We start from the raw sequence: 17,025 nt of genomic DNA, 5'->3' as shown, positions 1-17,025 counted from the left end.
TCACCTGCCTGGCTCCAAGGGCTAGCTACAAGTTGGTTAGTTAGACCTTGTCTTGACCGGACTCTCACCGGCTAGAACATATGCCATTTCCCGGCCGCACTACACAAATAACCGCGCACTCCCCATTGCCACACACAAAACAGTCTTTGTAGCCACCCATTTTTCCCATAATGGTGGAGTCATGCACCAAGAATTAGAGAACATCCTTACCCCGGCGGGATTCTGTGTGACAACCTTACCCGGTATACTTTGCCTTGTATGTGATTTCTGTCCGTCAGACCAGAGATTTGCCTCCGACTTCCTTCACATTCCACCTCGCGATGAACACCCTTGTCTTCAGCTATACACTTCGTACAGCAGGGCGTGTCAGGAACTTGCACCCGCTAGACTATACCCATGCAGCGCACACCACAGGTTACGGACGGTAAATACTAACCGTCCGTAACTTGAAGACTCTTAATCACCTACTGGTTCAACTAACAGCCACTTCGTCTGACCCATCTGCATCTGGAAAACATATTCGGTTGCCTTCTCTGCTAGAGTAATACCGGTGAACGCATCCTTAACCGTACTCCATAGGGGCAGCTTAAGAATCTTCTCGCCGCTGCTTGATGCATGAATCGTGAAGAACCTACCATCTGTATGTAGTACGTCATCGCTATCCATGTAGACAAAAACTCCAAGTTCTGTGGCTATGGCCCGGATGATTTCACTGGGTAACTCCAAGGAACCGTAAAAGACTGAAGTCCAATCGGTGAACTTCTTTAGCGCAAAGCCAATCTCCGATGTGCCCCGGTAGTACCCTCGCACCTGCAGGTCCGGTTCATCCTCTACGGCAAATACAGGGATCCCCCGTAAATCCTTACCACAAAGAGTCCCCGCAAGCTCCCCGTCGGATATCTCCAACTGGGCGCGGGTCCGCCTATTACTAACTGGGGTTAGCCCAAAACCGGTCAATTCCTTGGTACTTGTCCCGCTTAGGAAATCCGCACCATACACCCAAAGGAGAACATTATCGTCTTTTTGCAGGTTCCGAAGTCCCGATGTTTTGCTCTTCATTGTTACCAGTAGCAAATTTTCTTCCGGCCTCAAATAAATTATCCCAGGTCCACTCACTACTAGGATAGCCAACTCCCGCCTCATTGAAGACTCGTTCATTGTAATACAGTGCAATTACCGACATGTCAAAGGGCAAACCGTGTAGATTACCATCCAGTGACATTGCCTCGATCTGGGCCGGCCACAGATCATGTCGTTCGATACCGCTTTCGGCAATAAAGGGCTCCAGATCAAGAGTGTATCCCCGGTAATGGTAGGGAGCTGCCTTAGAATCGTGAAGGTAAAAGACATCGGGCCCAGCAGATCCAGCCATACTCATCGCTAAGCGATCATAGTATATAGATGGATCGATAGTATTCAGATTAATTTTGATGTAAGGATTTCTCGCCTCAAACACCTCAATCACCTGGCAAAATCCGTCTCAAAAGTCGGGGGTATGATCATCCCACCACCACTTCCGTGGCCGATGCCACCGAAAGGCAGATTAGAAACAGACTAGTCACGACAAGACCAACAGATCGCACTTTCTTTTCGCCTCCTTATTATGACGTGTCTGGAATGCTAAATCCATCACCATTTCTAGAAAATACTACGTTCACATCACCGTTACCCCAATGACACAGGAAGAAGGTCTTTGACTCCATGAGACGAATTGACTTTAATAAGGATTATTTTGACCTCGAACCATAGTTCAAGCACTATCTTGAGGTGACTAACAGTGGCAAAGGAGCTTGTTGTTAAGTCCACCGGCTATATCCCGGATCACTCCCATTACTGGCGGTGTAATGACCACAGTAACCCCCATTGGGAACTAGTGTTGGTCCAAGGTAACAGTTTGCATTTTCAACGGGGTAATCAGTATCTTCTTCTCGATGAAGGACACTTCTTGTTGCTCTGGCCCAATGAGGTACACCGTTCCTACGGCGATACGCCAAGTTCCGGGGGTTTTTACTTTGCGCAGTTTGCAGCCAATATGGAGACCATCGGGAGTAGAGTCCATTGCCGCATTGCAGATGAAAGCATTGCTTTGCCAGCCCATGGACTTGCCCATTCTCATAGGGTACTAAAGCTTTTTGAGCTCATCGTCCAAGAAGCCGCAGAGCGTAAACAACACTATAGACTACAGGTGACAACACTGTTTGTTGAGATTCTTATCGACCTAACCCGGCAACACAAGCCCTTCGATGATCAGGCAGAGACCATTCATGTCACCTCTCCGAAAAAGGCCGAAGTGGTACATCGTATTCGCCGCTTCATTGAGACAAACTATCGCAAGAGACTATCTGCAAAAGACATCAGCCAAGGTGTCAATCTAAGCTATGAATACGCCTGTCGGACCTTCCGTCAGGCCATGGAAATGACGATTGTAGAGTACACTAACTACCTACGGATCGAAGAGGCCCGCATTCTCCTTCTGGAGCTGAAAGAAGGTCAAACCATAGCACAAATCTCGGAGATCCTAGGGTACAACGATCCATCGTACTTTTCGCGGGTCTTCCGCCAAATGGTGGGTTCCTCCCCAAGCGAATATATTAGGCATGCCTATGGGGGGACGATGCAAAGAGATTCTGGGAAACAAAGGTCAAAAAACACAGACAGGACGAAGCAATGATGGAAACGGGGCCACCACCTTTACTTCGTCCTGTCTGTATAGTCTCACTGACCTTCACTAATTTCAGTTATCTGCCTTTGCACTCGATAGACTAATTAACGCAAAGACTCCGCCCACAGCTAATAAGATACCTGGCCACAGGAAGGAACCTTTTGCAATAATCCAACCGATAATAGCTGCAATAAGCATTATAATACCAGACCACTTCGGAGAAGACATAGCAAGACATGCGCCTACAAAGCCTGCTATGGAAATAAGAACAAGCAGCCATCTCAGTGTCTCAACCTGCACAAACATACCCCAAATAGAACCAACCAAGCCTAAAAGAAGTCCTGCAACTCCCATTCTGGCACCTCCTTTCCTAAATGTCCCCTTCCTGGAAACACCGGCCCCGGGTGCCCGCCTAGGACATCAAAAGTATCGATCCCCTTCCAATTCCCACCTTACACCTTACTGCGCATTTTGTCAACCGTTCGGTCGGCATCGAACAAGCTTGTTCCAAATAACCTGTTCCGGTTATAAATCATATATTAACCTCATTGCGTTAACTGCTCCGGGAGGGTACCTAGCAGGAAATACCCGGTGAAAGGGCGAAGTTAACGTCATAATGTTAAACTTATATTCTCAACCTAATACGGTTAACCGACAAGAGAGGAGAACCCATCGTGCCTTCACAGGTAATGCCGACATTGCTTCTGATTACCCTTTGTGTGTGGACTGAATACGGCCTCAAGCAATGGTTTGAGCCAGTATTCGCCTCTAGAACCGTAGGATACGCTCACTATGTCTGCTATCGTATGGCCCATGCTGCGGTGCTCGCCATGCTGTTGTTCTTTGTGTATCAGCCAAGTTTGTGGTTCCTCCCGATAATTCTTCTCGCCTTTGCACTCGGCAGCATAGAACTAGTAATAAGTCCTGTGCAACAGCTGTTCCAGAGCCAATATGGTATTCGCTGTCGCTGGTTGTATCTGCTGCCGATGATCTGGATTGTCCTCCTGGCATTAAGCATGGCACAGGTGGCGCAACTTCGCCTGTCTCCCACCATGGAGCAACTCCATGCTTGGCCGGGATCTGCCCCCATGATCTATCTATGTACATATATTCTGCTATCCCAACCTACGAATTTTGTGATTCGCTGGCTTGTGGATAAGGACGATGACCTGTTGTTATCCGAGATGATCCATAGACCTTTGGACTGGCAAGTAGGACAAAGGGAAATGGCCGCTGCCTCTGAACCTGCGGGGATTAGCACATTACAGGCCGGAAGGGTCATTGGTATTTTGGAGCGCTGGATTATTTTCACCTTGGTCGTCATCTCCCAGTACAGTCTCATCGGGCTTGTCTTAACTGCCAAGTCCGTAGCCCGGTTCAAACAGATCCAGGATGATGCCACCTTTGCGGAGTATTTCCTGCTAGGAACACTATACAGCACTCTCATCGCCCTTGTTGCCGGTATCCTAGTATCAGGTCTTCTTGGAGGGTGAATACATTGACTTGCTTTATTGCCATTAAACTAGACTTAGTGGGGTCCCGCCGATTGCCCAACAGAGGTCAAACCCAGGAAAAGCTCATCGCCGGAGTGGCCCAAGTTAACCGGATGTTTACTTCATCCATAGCGGCAGAGTTCATCGTCACCCACGGGGATGAAATTCAAGGACTTCTGTTCCCCACTGCCTACAAAGCTTCTTTTGCCATCGTGGAGTACTTTATAGATTTTCTTTTGCCCATTGATGTCAGATTCGGTATTGGCTATGGCGCTTTAAGTACCAAGCTTCAAGAACAAGCCATCGGTATGGACGGCCCAGTCTGGTACAACGCGCAACGGGCAATGGTGAATGCCAAGAAAAAACGCAACACCATTGAGCTAATAGGGTTTGGCAAGCCCTGGGATGAGATAGCCACAGCATTGGGCAACTTACTTTGCCGATTACGGACAGGTTGGACCGCTCAACAACGCCGGGTTGTCAATCTGCAAGAAGACTATAGCACCCAAAGTGAAGTGGCACAGATCCTTGGTATTTCAGATGCCGCAGTCTCAAAACACCTTTCTGCAGCCGGGTGGCGTCATTACGAAGAGGGGCGGGAGGCGCTCTTGCTCCTTTTAGCACAGAGCATTAGCGGAAAATCAGGGGGTATACACACACCCCCTGATGACTAGTTGACCACTAGAACCGTGCACTAAGATCCGCCGTGATTGCCCCCACCAGTAGTTGGACACAGGCATCAAAGTCATTTAGATCAATCATCTCCGAAGCCGAGTGTACATAACGACAGGGAACGGAGATGGCTCCGGTGGGTACACCCTCCCGCGTTAGGTGAATCGGGCCCGCATCGGTGCCTCCACCGTCTAGAATCTCAAACTGATAGGGAATGTCATTAGCCGAGGCAATCTCTGTTAGAAACGCTTTTACTTTCGGGTGCGTTACAATGGTGGAATCCTTAACCTTAATAGCGGCACCCTTACCCAAACTCACACTCATACGATGGGCCTCAGGCGTATCTCCTGTGGGAGTAACATCAATGGCAATACCAAGATCGGGATCAATTCCAAAGGCAGCTGTTTTGGCACCCCGGGTACCTACTTCCTCCTGGGTTGTAAATACGTAGTAAATCTCATTATTGGTCTTTGGTGCTTTTTGGGCGGCAGCGACTAACACCGCACAGCCTGCACGGTTATCCAACACCTTAGAGGTAAGACGACTACCTAGAAGGTCTACTCCCTCATGAATGACCGCCGTAGCACCAATAGAAACCTTTGCCTCCGCCTCTTCCTTGGTCGAACATCCAATGTCTATATACATCTTTCTCAGATTAAGATCCCTGATGTTATCTAGTTTCTCATGATGAATCACCCCGACGGTCCCGTCTGCAAACCGCACTCGCCGCGCAATGAGGCCAAAGGGGTTTAACCCACCAATATTGGAGAACCGAAGGAAACCATTCTCATCGATATGGGTTACAATAACGCCGATCTCATCCATGTGGGCAGCAAGCATAATCTTTTTGCCCCCATTGCCCCGTTTGATCCCAATTAGGTTACCTAGATTGTCGTGATGGACTTCATCTACATAGGGAGCGATCAATTCCTTCAAAACAGACGCAATATCATCTTCATACCCCGACGGTCCAAAGGCATTCACTAACTTTTCTATAAGCTCTTTCACAGTTCAAGACCACCTTCCTGCAAACTTTCAATGAAACCACGTACAAGGGCAACAGTCCGACTAAAGTCTTCCAGACTCGCAATTGAAACAGGGGAATGGATATAGCGGCAGGGCACAGAAACAACTGCCACGGACATCCCCGTTCGTGTCAACCTAATCTTCCCAGCATCGGTACCACTAGCAGTACTCCGCCTCATCTGATAAGGTATGTCCAGTTTCTTTGCCACTTCGATTAACCTGTCAACAACAGGACGGGAGGAAATAACAGAACCGTCCATAAAGGTAATCGCCGGGCCCTGACCAACGGTGGTGGCATGCAAATGGGGATCGATCCCAGCCACATCGGAGGCAGTGGTACCCTCCAGAACAATGGTAACATCAGGGACCACATCATAGGCTACAACCCCCGCCCCCCTACCACCGACCTCTTCTTGTACCGTAAACGCGCCGTATACAGGGAGGGTGAAATCATGCCGGAGCACCTCGGCGATCACCGCACAGCCTACCCGGTTATCAAAGGCCTTGCCCTTGATCAGACCTCCTTGGAAGGCTTCATACTTTGTGGCAAATCCCGCACAATCCCCGAGCTTTACCTTCTCCTTAGCAGCGGCTTCATCCTTTGCCCCAATATCAATACACATATCTTCGATTTTTATCGGATGGGTTCTTTCATCGGGCTTTTGCAGATGAATCGGTTTGGAACCGATTACCCCTGGTATCTTATCCTTGCCCACCAGCACTTTTTTTGCGACCAACACCCGGGGATCAATGCTGCCAACCGAGCGGAATTTTAACATGCCATTACTTTCAATACCGGTAATCATCAGCCCCACCTCATCCATGTGGGCTGATAACATGACCTTTGGCCCCGTTCCTTCTTTGTAGGCGATTAAATCACCTAAAGCATCAGTGCGTATTGAAGCGTATTGGCCAACTTCCTCCCGTAGAATATCCCGCACTTCATCCTCCCGGCTGGATACGCCTATGGCCTCAGTAAGTCTTTTCAGTAGCACCGCAATCCCTCCACAAATTCAGCATCCACTTCACTAATAAACAGAGCCATCAACCTGCCAGCCTTATCAATATCTGCCAGGTCCAATGTTTCAACCGGAGTGTGCATGTATCGTAAGGGGATCGAGATCAAAGCCGTCGGAATTCCCGCTGCTGTCACTTGGATGGCATAGGCATCAGTACCCCCTGGATACGGCGAAGGATCAACAGCATAATCGATTTTCCAATCGTCTGCCACAGCCTGTAGCTTGGCAAACAGTTTGGGGTGCACATGGGGTCCAATACCCACCCCTGGGCCACCACCTAGTTTTAGCGTCCCGGATACGCCAGCCATGTCTCCATGGCCAACATCAACGGCAATGCCAATTTCCGGTAATATACCAAAGGTACTAACTGTGGCACCCCGGACACCTACCTCTTCCTGAACAGTGGCCACAAAATAGACATCGGCACGATGCTGGATCTTCTTCAGGGCCAGGCAACAGGCAAAAAGGGCAGCCACTCCCGCCCGGTCATCCATGACCTTCCCGGCCAATTTGCCGTTCATCTCTGTGGGCTCCTGTCTAATGGTGATCATATCACCTACGGAGACGACTTCCTTGGCCTCATCTCCACTTAGACCTATGTCGATAAATAGGTCCTGCATTTTAACCGCTTTGTTTCGCTCATCAGGCTGTTGAACATGAGGTGGTTTGGCACCGACGACACCTAATAGCTTCTGCTTTCCATGTACAATCACCTCGGCTGCAGGAAGAATGCGCTGATCCACTCCACCCATACTAGAAACCCGCAGGAAGCCATCATCCTCGACCTTGGTGACCACAAGGCCAATCTCATCCATGTGGGCGGCTAACATGACCTTCGGTGGGGAATCCCCTGTACCCCTTTTCAGCATGATCACATTGCCTAGGGCATCTTGCCTAATCTCATCCACATGGGGCGCAAAGGCTTTTTTCACCACCTCTGCTACAGCATCTTCATATCCCGAGACCCCCGTTGCATTTGACAGCTCTATCAAGAACTCTTTTACATCCATCTCTTCCCACCCTACCATTCTGATTGTTTCTGTTACCATACTGATATATTCCCTAACGAACCGTGATACCCTGCATAAATAGCAAAAAAAGGCTATCGTAGGCAGAATGTATCCATCTTAATATTGACTTTTCCACCCAAAATATTAGTAAACATCGAAATGGGGGTCACGGCCCCGCAAGGTTGTTAGCCTAAACTAGGAAATCCCTTCATATACTTAAAGGAATGATGTGACCTGAACGGTTGGCCCTTGACTCCACAAATTCATTCTTCATGGTATACTAGGAAAGGTTAAAAAGTAATTGGGGAGGGTTACTTGTGAAACGAGTCGGTATCTTAACCGGAGGAGGAGACTCCTCGGGAATCAATAAGGCCATCGTAACTACAGTAGGTATGCTGGTCAACGCGGATATTGAGGCCGTTGGCATCCAAAATGGTTGGCAGGGACTCCTAGACGAAAAATGGGACACGCTAGAGCTAGAATCCTGTAGGCAGTGGGAGTATCAACCGGGAACCTTGCTGGGCACAGCCAGGACCAACCCCTTTGCCAGCGGACAAGAGCAACAACTATTAACCAATCTTGATCGGGCACAGCTTGATGGTTTAATTGCCATTGGCGGTGATGACACCCTCTCGGTGGCCCAAAGGCTCTCATCTTTAGGTGTTCCCATTGTGGGTATCCCCCAGACCATTGACAATGATGTCTACGGAACAGAGCGTTGTCTAGGATTTGATACAGCTTTACACGCTATTGCCCAAAGCGTCAACTCTGTTCGCAACTCAAACAATGCCCATGAACGTGATATGTTAGTGGAAGTCATGGGCCGGGAAACCGGCTGGTTAGCCATTTTGTCTGCACTGCTGATCGGTGCGGACTATGTACTATGTCCTGAGCTAAACACATCGATTGATGGACTGATCGAGAGATTCCGGCAGCGCAGCAGCCAAGGATGTCACAGCTGTGTTGCTGTTGTAGCCGAGGGATTTGACATCTCCTCCCGGAGTAACATGGAGATCGCCGATGATTTTGGCAATTTCGAACTGGAGGGTATTGCTTACTCCATTGCCCAACTTGTGGGTCAGCGAACCCGTAAAAAACCCCGGGTGCTGGTAATGGGTTACCTGCAGCGGGGGGGAAATCCTACTCCAACGGATTTGCTACTGGCCACGCGGTTTGCCGCCCGGGCAGTCTCTTCACTAGTCCAGGGAAACACCGGGACAATGACAGCCCTACGACAGGGTGCCATTGTTGACGTACCTCTTACCGAGGTCATTGGCAAAAAGCAGTATGTTACCGACCAATGGCTGCAGCTTACTTCCCTAGAACTTGACTTATAGGGTGATCAAGAAGAACCGCCTTTCTTTGTCCAAAGAAAGGCGGTTCTTAGTCTATAGACTCAAATTCTTGGCTGCATCAACGTAGGCACCCACAATCTCCCCGAAAAAGAAGGTATGAGAGGTAAGGGGCTCCGCCGAAGCGGTATGAATCACCCGACAGGCATAATGAAGATTCGCCTGTTCAATGCCCGGAGTGGCAATTCCCGGCAACTGCACCGGCACAAACCCCCGCTCGACCCACTTATCCGTGTCCCTTCCCGAACGGGTACCGCAGTAGTTGGCATCGTCATCCATAGTGGGAGGCTGGATCGATACTACAAATTCCCCGGTCTTTGTGATCAAAGGATGACTAAACCGTTCAGTGCGAACCGGTACAATAAACACCGGTTTAGACCATTGGAATCCAATAAATCCCCAGGATATGGTCATAACATTGGGGTTTTTGCCCTCCTGGTTAGATACCAGCAAAACACCCTTTTCCAGTCTTTTTACCGTGTAATCTACATACTCCATAGGTGCACATTGGCGCAGCAAGACTATCCCTCCTTGAACTAAAACTCCACCAACAACGTCTTGATCTCAAAGGGTTTCACTTCTACTTCCACCCTCTGCACATTGCTTGCTATGGCCACTGGGTTTTCCTCTACATGATTTGTGGTATAGACTTTCTTCGCCTTAGCAGGTAGTGTCAGTGATATTTGACTACGTTTTCCTACCAGCTCACCGAAACGCACGATGACTCCAGGGGAGTTCTCCGCTTTTTTCACCGCATGTAGGAAAACCTGACCCCCTTCGAGCTTTAGCATTTGGTACAGGGAGACATTTACCTCTTCGTCATCATTATGCTCGAGTGTATAGGGAACATTAAGCTCATGGGCGTGACGTACAACCTCCGCCTCCTGTAGGCTTCCTACATGGGGTAAGAAAGCATAGGTAAAGACCTGCACCCCTTGATCAGCATGCAAATCCGGCCCAATAGCTGATTTAAGCAGTGTTAGTCGCAGCTCGTTTTCAATGGTCTCATAGCCGTACTTACAGTCATTCATCAAAGCCGCCCCGTAACCCTGTTCGGCGATATCACACCACTTGTGACCACATACCTCGAATCGAGCCTGATCCCACGATGTGTTCCCGTGGCTTGGACGGGTGATATACCCATTTTGGATTTCGTAGTTGACTTCGCGGCTGAAGACATCCACCGGGAAAGCTACCTTCAGCAGTCTGTGGGTCTCATGCCAGTCAACCTTCGTCTCAAAGTCAATCCGCTTGCTTCCTGCATGAAGCACAATGTCCTGTACCCAGTTTGAGCCACTGCCAAAGGTGCGAGATACCCGAACACGGGCTTGCAGGGGTCCCTCTTCAATTAGCTCGAGGGTGCCACCTGTCACTTCCTTAACGGCTTCCCGGTAGTACAGATCAATATCCCAGGCGTCCCAGAACATCGGCAGGTCTTCCGCGAGCAGGACAACATTACCCCTTCGGCCCTTAGGTAGCACCTCACGGTTTGCTTGCTTATCATATACCGACAGTAACTGGCCACTGCGATCCACCTCTACCTTAATCAACTGGTTTTCTAAGAGTGCTTTTGTCCCATGCATCTTAACGGAGACCGGATCCTCCGGTTGAACTGGAGAGCGACCTTGCTTGATATGATAACTGCGCAGACTCATCCCTGAAACAACCGGGGCAAAGACTAACCGTTCCTGACTCCATTGGCTTGGTACTGGCTTGCCGTTTTCGTCGGTAACATACACCGGTTCATCCTTCGGGAGCACAACGTCGTTTACTACACAACTTCCAATTCGGTTGAGATCTGGATCAATCTCCTCTACGGGAATCGTCACCGGATCCTGCCGGGTCCAGTTAAGAGTGTTAACCAATACCATTTGTTTATCCTTAGCGGGCTTTGTTCCAAAATGCCGATAGATCGACTCCTTTGCCTGCTCCTTGAGTTCTAGGGCTTTACCTGCGACCTCACCATAGATTCGATGACAATCATCATAGACCCGCTCAATTGAAGAGCCGGGTAAGATATCATGGAACTGGTTCGTAAGTACGGGCTTCCAAAGCTCGGTGAGCTCTTGGGCCGGATACTTACCGGTGAGCAAATAGGCGACAGTTGCCAACATCTCCGTCTCTCTTAGTAGGAATTCGATCTTGCGGTTGTTGCGTTTGGTCCAGGCTTGGCTGGTTAGTGTCCCCCGATGCAGTTCAAGATATAGTTCACCACACCACACGGGATAATTCTCCTCGTTTTCCTCGAGCTTACTCATTAGGTCACTGATCTTCCCAAATTCAGCCTTCGGACACCCTTCCAGATCGGTGACGCGATTAGCAAACTCCAAGTTCTCCATGGTCATACCGCCACCACCGTCGCCAAAGCCTACAGCGTGCACCACTGTGTCGGTGAGCTCCTTTGGCTGAAATTCACGCCAATGGGCCCATAAGGATTTGGGATTAATCATACCATTATATGTTAGCTTAATGTAATGTGATAGGACCGCGGTGCCATCGATACCTTCCCACCTGAAAAGATCATAGGGGAAGCGGTTGACCTGGTTCCAACCGATCTTGGAGGTGATGAAATAATCGATTCCACATCCTCTAATGATCTGCGGCAGGTTACCATTATAACCAAAAACATCGGGCAACCAGAGGGTATCGGGGGTGGCATTTAGCTTTTCTTTGAAATACTGCCCGCCCACCAAAAACTGACGGATCAAAGACTCGGTACTGGGCATATTCGTATCAGCCTCTACCCACATACCCCCATTGGCTTCCCATTTACCCTTTGCCATTGCTTCCTTGATCCTGTCAAAGACCTCAGGATAATACTTCTCGGCATACTCATAGGCTTGGGGCTGACTCTGAAGAAATATATAGTTAGGGTACTCCTCCATCATCCGCAACTGGGTGGAGAAGGTGCGCCCGCACTTACGCATGGTCTCTGCCAGGGGCCATAACCAGGCAATATCGATGTGGGCATGGCCAATCATGTTCAACGTTGGTGTAGTTGGAGCGTTCTTGCAGCTAAGCAATGGTTCTAGTTTCTTTCGTGCCGCGGCAAACTGCGCATTTCTCGTTTTTACATCACTGGTATCCCATGTGATCCCATCGACGACTGCAGAAAGGGTATCTAGAATCCGGGCCCGCCGAAGACTATCCTTAGGTAGCTCCATCGCGGTTTCGAACAGGGTCATCATGTCAAAATGTAGATGCCAAGCATCCTCATTTCTTCTAACTAAGCGGCAATGCCGATATACCGGAGGATGCCACTGGCCTCTGGGAGCCTCCTGCGGTAGGGAGTCCATACTTGGTACTAGATGTCCTGCATAGGACTCAATAAGAACACTATGCTTTCCTAACGAAAGCTCAGCAGCAGACAAGGGGATCTCATGGTGCTCCCGATCAATGGCTGCCGTTGCTTTACCATCGATATATACCATGGATTCCCCACCGGTCTCCACCTGCAGAAATAGCTTACCACTATTTGCATCGGTAATCTCATAATCCGTCCTAAACCAAGCGGATCCCCATTCTTTCCCCCAAGAGGAGCCCGGGCTAATGGGCGAAAATTGCAGGTCATCAACCTGTTGGTGTCTAATATGTTCCATCGTTGTCGCTATTGTTACATCCAATTCAGCCACTGGCTCGTAGAACCCGTAGCGTAACCACCGGCACCGTTTTTCAACCTTCTTCACGTCAATCTCAGAAAACATGTCCTTATCCTACCTTTCATCATCCAGATTCAAAATGAAGGACCTTAGAACGGGATCTGCTCCACAACTGAGTCTTTGGAAAACCCCACTTTGTACTATCCAGTATTCCCAGAACCACGCTTACACTGCATATACGATTCTAATTGTTTCTATTTCATCCTGCTAAGAAAAGGCGATGCCTAGTTGACACCTTTCTTTCCTTCTTCGCGAACACCCCCTGATGCATGTTACCTGCGGCCAAAGTGCAATTCCGATCAGCTGTATGCGTATACACCATGCCACCGGCCATTGTTAATAATTATACATCGACACAAGAATTTCCTTCCGTGCCCTATGGATTCTCTCGGGTTTTGATACTCACCCCTACGGGAAAAGGAAAATACCGTTGTCCTGGAGAGAAACAACATAGTCTGCACCGCCTCTTTCAGCTCGCTCCGCCATTGTCTTACACCAAGGAGCTCGTTGGCGTTGTTTGTAGCACTCATCCGGTTCCAGCAATCCTACAACCCTGGGTTTTTTGTCTTTGGACATCTAATTGACTTAGGCTGATCTGCTTGAATATGGGTTCCGATCGATGTTAATCAACCCTTTGATATTCCACCCAGACATCGGGCATAGTCCCACGAGCAGTAGCTACGACTGATTCATCCATCCGCTTGCTCTAGTCAGCATGCACAATTAAGACCCGACATCGACAAGGTCAGGGATGACGTAATGTATGTCACCCCGTTGGATGCAAGACAAGATAGACTGTAAGCTTTACCGAGCAGTTGTTCATTCATGGGAGATTGTCATGATTGCCGAGATTTTTAGCTATTTTTGCGCTACGATACCTACCGGCTAACAACGAATCATGTTGCGCTGCCCTGTGAATGGGCAGTGCGGCCACATAATAATCGCATCGGAGCTTTGTTCCAGTTTCATGCAACTTTTGTCCTCACGACAGACACGAATGGAGATGCAGTTCTCACATACTCGCCGCTTTCCCAGTAGGCGTAGCAGTTCTCTTCTGTTTGACCGACATTCCCCCGGCACTCCATGACCCGTTGACGGACAGAATCGACGACTCTTAGCGATCAGGGGTGATTGGTTTCAACATCCTTATGGCGCCCCTTCCCGCCAGGCAGGTCGGATAGCTTTCCGTGTTCTTCTTTAGGACCGGTTTGTGGTTCTGCTCTTACCCCAGATGACCTGCAAATACCGGCGGATATGTCAGCATGCGGTCTATCACCACAGTCAGCACCAATTTTAGGCTTTTGGCCTACGCCGCGAAAGCACCTTGCTCAGTGGATTTTCCTGGATCCTGGTTCCTTTCTGTTAGAGCATAGATGATCACTATTTCGGCATATACGTCTCAAAACGTGATAACGCCTTAGCCCCACATGATTGGCGCACCACTAGCTGCGGTGTAAGGACATAGTTCAGCGGCAGCTTTCCGTCGATATGTTCGAGCAGCATCTTGACCGTTAAGCCACCAAGGTCCGCCTTAGGATGGTGTATGGTTGTCAGCGCAGTGGGCAGTAGTTCGGCGATGGCCACATCATCATAGCCGGTGATAGCCACATCATCAGGTACCCGTAGGCCATGGTCCATTGTGGCTTGCATCGCGCCCCAAGCGGACATATCGTCACACGCCACCACTGCCGTCGGCGGGTTGGGCAGGGCTAGTAACTGTTCCATGGCTTCATAGCCGCTGCGCCAGTCATAGCGGCACGGTTTCACCAGTTCTGCATCATAGGCTATTCCTGCCCCCTTAAGGGCCAGCATATACCCAGCATATCGCTCTTCGCCGTCCCTAGTGGTGCTCTCATGAAAATGGGCAATCCGAGTATGTCCTAGGGAGGCCAGATGCCTAGTGGCAACATATCCGCCGGCTTCATTATCTATGATGACGTAAGGAGTATCGATCTGGGGGTAATTGGAACACATTTGCACTATCTTGGCTCCCTGCGCAATAATCCCCCGTAGGTACCTCTTCCCTTCGTTACTAGTACAAAAATCCGCGGCCCCCGGCATATAGATAATACCGTCAACCCGCTTCCGCCTAAGTGCCTCAAAACACGCCTTCTCCTTAGCAACATCGTTGTAGGTGCTATAAAACAGGATACTATAGTTGTGTTTATCCGCTTCATCTTGAATACCTTGTACTATATCCGAAACAAAGGACACAACCAATCTGGAAACCAGCAGCCCGATTAGAAATGTGCGCTTCTTGACCAAGGCCCGGGCATTTAGGTTCGGTTCATAGTTGAGCTTCTTCATCGCCGCGTATACCTTTTTTCGTGTGGCGTCGCTTACTTTGTGCCGATAGGTATCGTTAATCACCCGTGAGACTGTACAAACTGATACACCAGCTTCCTGTGCAACGTCTTTCAATGATACAGACATCGATTAACCTCCAGACACATCTAAGTTCAACTTCGTTACGCCAGGATTAGAGGGAACCCAAACCTCTGCAAAACACAGGGACCGAGGATCACCTCGTTCGGCCAAAGACGTGGCTATGGCTTCGATAGTACGCGGCACAATACCTTCAAAGATCACATCATCGCCCCGCGTAATCCGAATTGGCCGATCAAGGTCCATCATCTGATCATGTAGCCGGATCCGTAGCCGTCTTACCGCACAACGCTCAATCCGAATCTCTTGACCTGCGTAGGAAGCCACCACTGTACCACCGGGAAAGCATTCCGCTTCTTTCGCCCCTAGCCAGTAAAACCGCGTATGGATCACGTCATCCTGTTTCCAGACCACCCGTGTCGGATAGGGATCCCGGGTGAACTGGGCCATCCAGCGTAGGGCGATCCGGTCCGCCCCATTCATCCAGTGACCATACTCAGGATAAATCTGTACCCAGTGTTCATACCCTTCGGGATCAGCCGCCTTCAGTTCGTCCAGCCACTCGCCCCACTGGGCGGCCACCATGTTCCGGTTATAGGCTGAGTCTTGACCACCCATCTGGATTGTAAAACCGATGTTTCGCAACCCATGGGGCTTGGCATCGTTAGGGTGTCCTGCCATCATCGCTGCAGCCGCGAAGCGATCGGCCATGCGAGGAGCAAGTTGGTATACCCCATCCCCTCCAGCCGAGTAACCCGTAAGGTACACGCGATTGGGGTCCACCTTCTCGAATACAATCATATTCTCAATGAGAAGATCCAGCAAGGGATCAACGTGTAGTCTGTGCCACATGTTCCAGCAATTGCTAGGAGCACGCGGCGCTAAATAGATCCCCTCTTCCAACTGATAGAGTCTCTTTTGATTCTCCCATTGCTGATCATTAGATTCAACACTAGTAGACCCACCACCGTGTAAGGAAATGTAAAGACTACGCATCCCATTCACCGGTTCACCAAAAACCCTATAGTAGAAGGGCATATCAATGCGAAGCTTTCCCGTTCCAATGTAGACGACCCGCTCATCCATCATATCCTTTCGTTCGGAAACGATCTGCTTTGTCCAGGCGTCCCATAGCAAAGCCGCGGCGGACTGAGCTTCCTCTTTGCTCAAGGGCTGCTGTGCAAAGGGCTGTTCGGCTAGTGCAGGTCGCTGTGTGGCATCTTTGTTTAGGTGTTCCCTAAGTGCCTCAATTGGACTACTGTCCTTTATTGCAGCCTGCACAGAACCTGCCATGATGAATGCGAAACAAAGAAGCATGACTGACATCCGCACATCTTGTACCCCCTTTATTTGCAGAGGTATATACGCTTATCCTTACATAGTATAGTTTCGAGGTCATTTGCACAACTCCTGCCTCGAGTGCGTGAAAAAGCAATGCGCCACTATCCACAAACGGGCGGGGTTAACCATGAAGGGTACGTACCTATCCAGCACCCGGTCTCATATAGCTTTAAGAAAGGGAAACCAATCAATTCATGGACGATTTTAGACAATCTTGATTGAGAGCCGCTCGGATCTAGAACATTAGCTTTGAGGAGGAAATGAAGATGTACTGCAGAGGATGCGGTAGTGAACTGGCATCAAGTAAGAAAGCCTGCAATGAATGCGGGGTCCACCCCCTAAACAGCAGCAATTACTGTCAGAATTGTACTAGTCCGACTAAACCCAACCAGGTAAGATGCACCCA

At 49.5% G+C, this 17,025-nt stretch carries 14 protein-coding genes; 4 read left to right on the top strand and 10 right to left on the bottom strand.

The window, feature by feature from the left end; all coding sequences use genetic code 11:
* Nucleotides 1-456: 456 nt before the first annotated feature.
* Both M0Q40_05945 and M0Q40_05940 read right to left on the bottom strand, forming a co-directional pair.
* On the bottom strand, nucleotides 457-1,074 hold the full coding sequence (locus M0Q40_05945; protein MCK9222152.1) for a hypothetical protein: 618 nt from the start codon (nucleotides 1,072-1,074) through the stop codon (nucleotides 457-459).
* Nucleotides 1,013-1,465, bottom strand: coding sequence for an extracellular solute-binding protein (locus M0Q40_05940; GenBank protein MCK9222151.1), 453 nt, complete (start codon nucleotides 1,463-1,465; stop codon nucleotides 1,013-1,015). The genes M0Q40_05945 and M0Q40_05940 overlap by 62 nt, the downstream gene beginning before the upstream one ends.
* A 312-nt stretch (nucleotides 1,466-1,777) precedes the next feature.
* Here M0Q40_05940 and M0Q40_05935 point away from each other — a divergent pair, with 312 nt between their 5' ends.
* Nucleotides 1,778-2,671: an AraC family transcriptional regulator gene (locus M0Q40_05935; protein MCK9222150.1), complete on the top strand. Its 894-nt coding sequence runs from the start codon at nucleotides 1,778-1,780 to the stop codon at nucleotides 2,669-2,671.
* 63 nt (nucleotides 2,672-2,734) lie between these two features.
* On the opposite strand, the gene M0Q40_05930 is transcribed toward M0Q40_05935, so the two are convergent.
* Complete coding sequence (locus M0Q40_05930; protein ID MCK9222149.1) at nucleotides 2,735-3,016, bottom strand: hypothetical protein; 282 nt, start codon at nucleotides 3,014-3,016, stop codon at nucleotides 2,735-2,737.
* Nucleotides 3,017-3,336: 320 nt separating this feature from the next.
* Here M0Q40_05930 and M0Q40_05925 point away from each other — a divergent pair, with 320 nt between their 5' ends.
* On the top strand, nucleotides 3,337-4,155 hold the full coding sequence (locus M0Q40_05925; GenBank protein MCK9222148.1) for a hypothetical protein: 819 nt from the start codon (nucleotides 3,337-3,339) through the stop codon (nucleotides 4,153-4,155).
* Nucleotides 4,156-4,160: 5 nt separating this feature from the next.
* Entirely contained in the window at nucleotides 4,161-4,829 is a 669-nt protein-coding gene (locus tag M0Q40_05920; GenBank protein ID MCK9222147.1) for a SatD family protein, read from the top strand.
* A 7-nt stretch (nucleotides 4,830-4,836) separates the two neighbouring features.
* On the opposite strand, the gene M0Q40_05915 is transcribed toward M0Q40_05920, so the two are convergent.
* Genes M0Q40_05915 through M0Q40_05905 form a run of 3 tightly spaced genes read right to left on the bottom strand, consistent with a single transcriptional unit; the run spans nucleotide 4,837 to nucleotide 7,882 of the window.
* Nucleotides 4,837-5,835, bottom strand: a complete 999-nt coding sequence (locus tag M0Q40_05915; GenBank protein MCK9222146.1) for a M42 family metallopeptidase — start codon at nucleotides 5,833-5,835, stop codon at nucleotides 4,837-4,839.
* Nucleotides 5,832-6,848: a M42 family metallopeptidase gene (locus tag M0Q40_05910; GenBank protein MCK9222145.1), complete on the bottom strand. Its 1,017-nt coding sequence runs from the start codon at nucleotides 6,846-6,848 to the stop codon at nucleotides 5,832-5,834. The genes M0Q40_05915 and M0Q40_05910 overlap by 4 nt, the downstream gene beginning before the upstream one ends.
* Nucleotides 6,839-7,882 carry a M20/M25/M40 family metallo-hydrolase gene (locus tag M0Q40_05905; GenBank protein ID MCK9222144.1) on the bottom strand — a complete coding sequence of 348 codons (1,044 nt, stop codon included), beginning with the start codon at nucleotides 7,880-7,882 and terminating at the stop codon, nucleotides 6,839-6,841. Before M0Q40_05905 ends, M0Q40_05910 begins: the two co-directional genes overlap by 10 nt.
* A 317-nt stretch (nucleotides 7,883-8,199) precedes the next feature.
* Between M0Q40_05905 and M0Q40_05900 the strand changes: the two genes are divergently transcribed.
* Nucleotides 8,200-9,219: an ATP-dependent 6-phosphofructokinase gene (locus M0Q40_05900; protein ID MCK9222143.1), complete on the top strand. Its 1,020-nt coding sequence runs from the start codon at nucleotides 8,200-8,202 to the stop codon at nucleotides 9,217-9,219.
* Between the two features lie 51 nt (nucleotides 9,220-9,270).
* On the opposite strand, the gene M0Q40_05895 is transcribed toward M0Q40_05900, so the two are convergent.
* From M0Q40_05895 to M0Q40_05880, 4 genes are all read right to left on the bottom strand, one after another.
* A complete protein-coding gene (locus M0Q40_05895; protein MCK9222142.1) occupies nucleotides 9,271-9,753 on the bottom strand; it encodes a flavin reductase family protein in 483 nt (160 codons plus the stop codon).
* A 17-nt stretch (nucleotides 9,754-9,770) separates the two neighbouring features.
* A complete protein-coding gene (locus M0Q40_05890; protein MCK9222141.1) occupies nucleotides 9,771-12,938 on the bottom strand; it encodes a glycosyl hydrolase-related protein in 3,168 nt (1,055 codons plus the stop codon).
* Between the two features lie 1,335 nt (nucleotides 12,939-14,273).
* Entirely contained in the window at nucleotides 14,274-15,326 is a 1,053-nt protein-coding gene (locus M0Q40_05885) for a LacI family transcriptional regulator (protein ID MCK9222140.1), read from the bottom strand.
* 3 nt (nucleotides 15,327-15,329) lie between these two features.
* Complete coding sequence (locus M0Q40_05880; GenBank protein MCK9222139.1) at nucleotides 15,330-16,610, bottom strand: alpha/beta hydrolase; 1,281 nt, start codon at nucleotides 16,608-16,610, stop codon at nucleotides 15,330-15,332.
* Nucleotides 16,611-17,025 lie beyond the last annotated feature (415 nt).

The organism is Limnochordia bacterium, assembly GCA_023230925.1.
Lineage (GTDB): Bacteria > Bacillota > Limnochordia > DUMW01 > DUMW01 > JALNWK01.
This window is presented reverse-complemented; position numbering and strand designations above follow the sequence as displayed.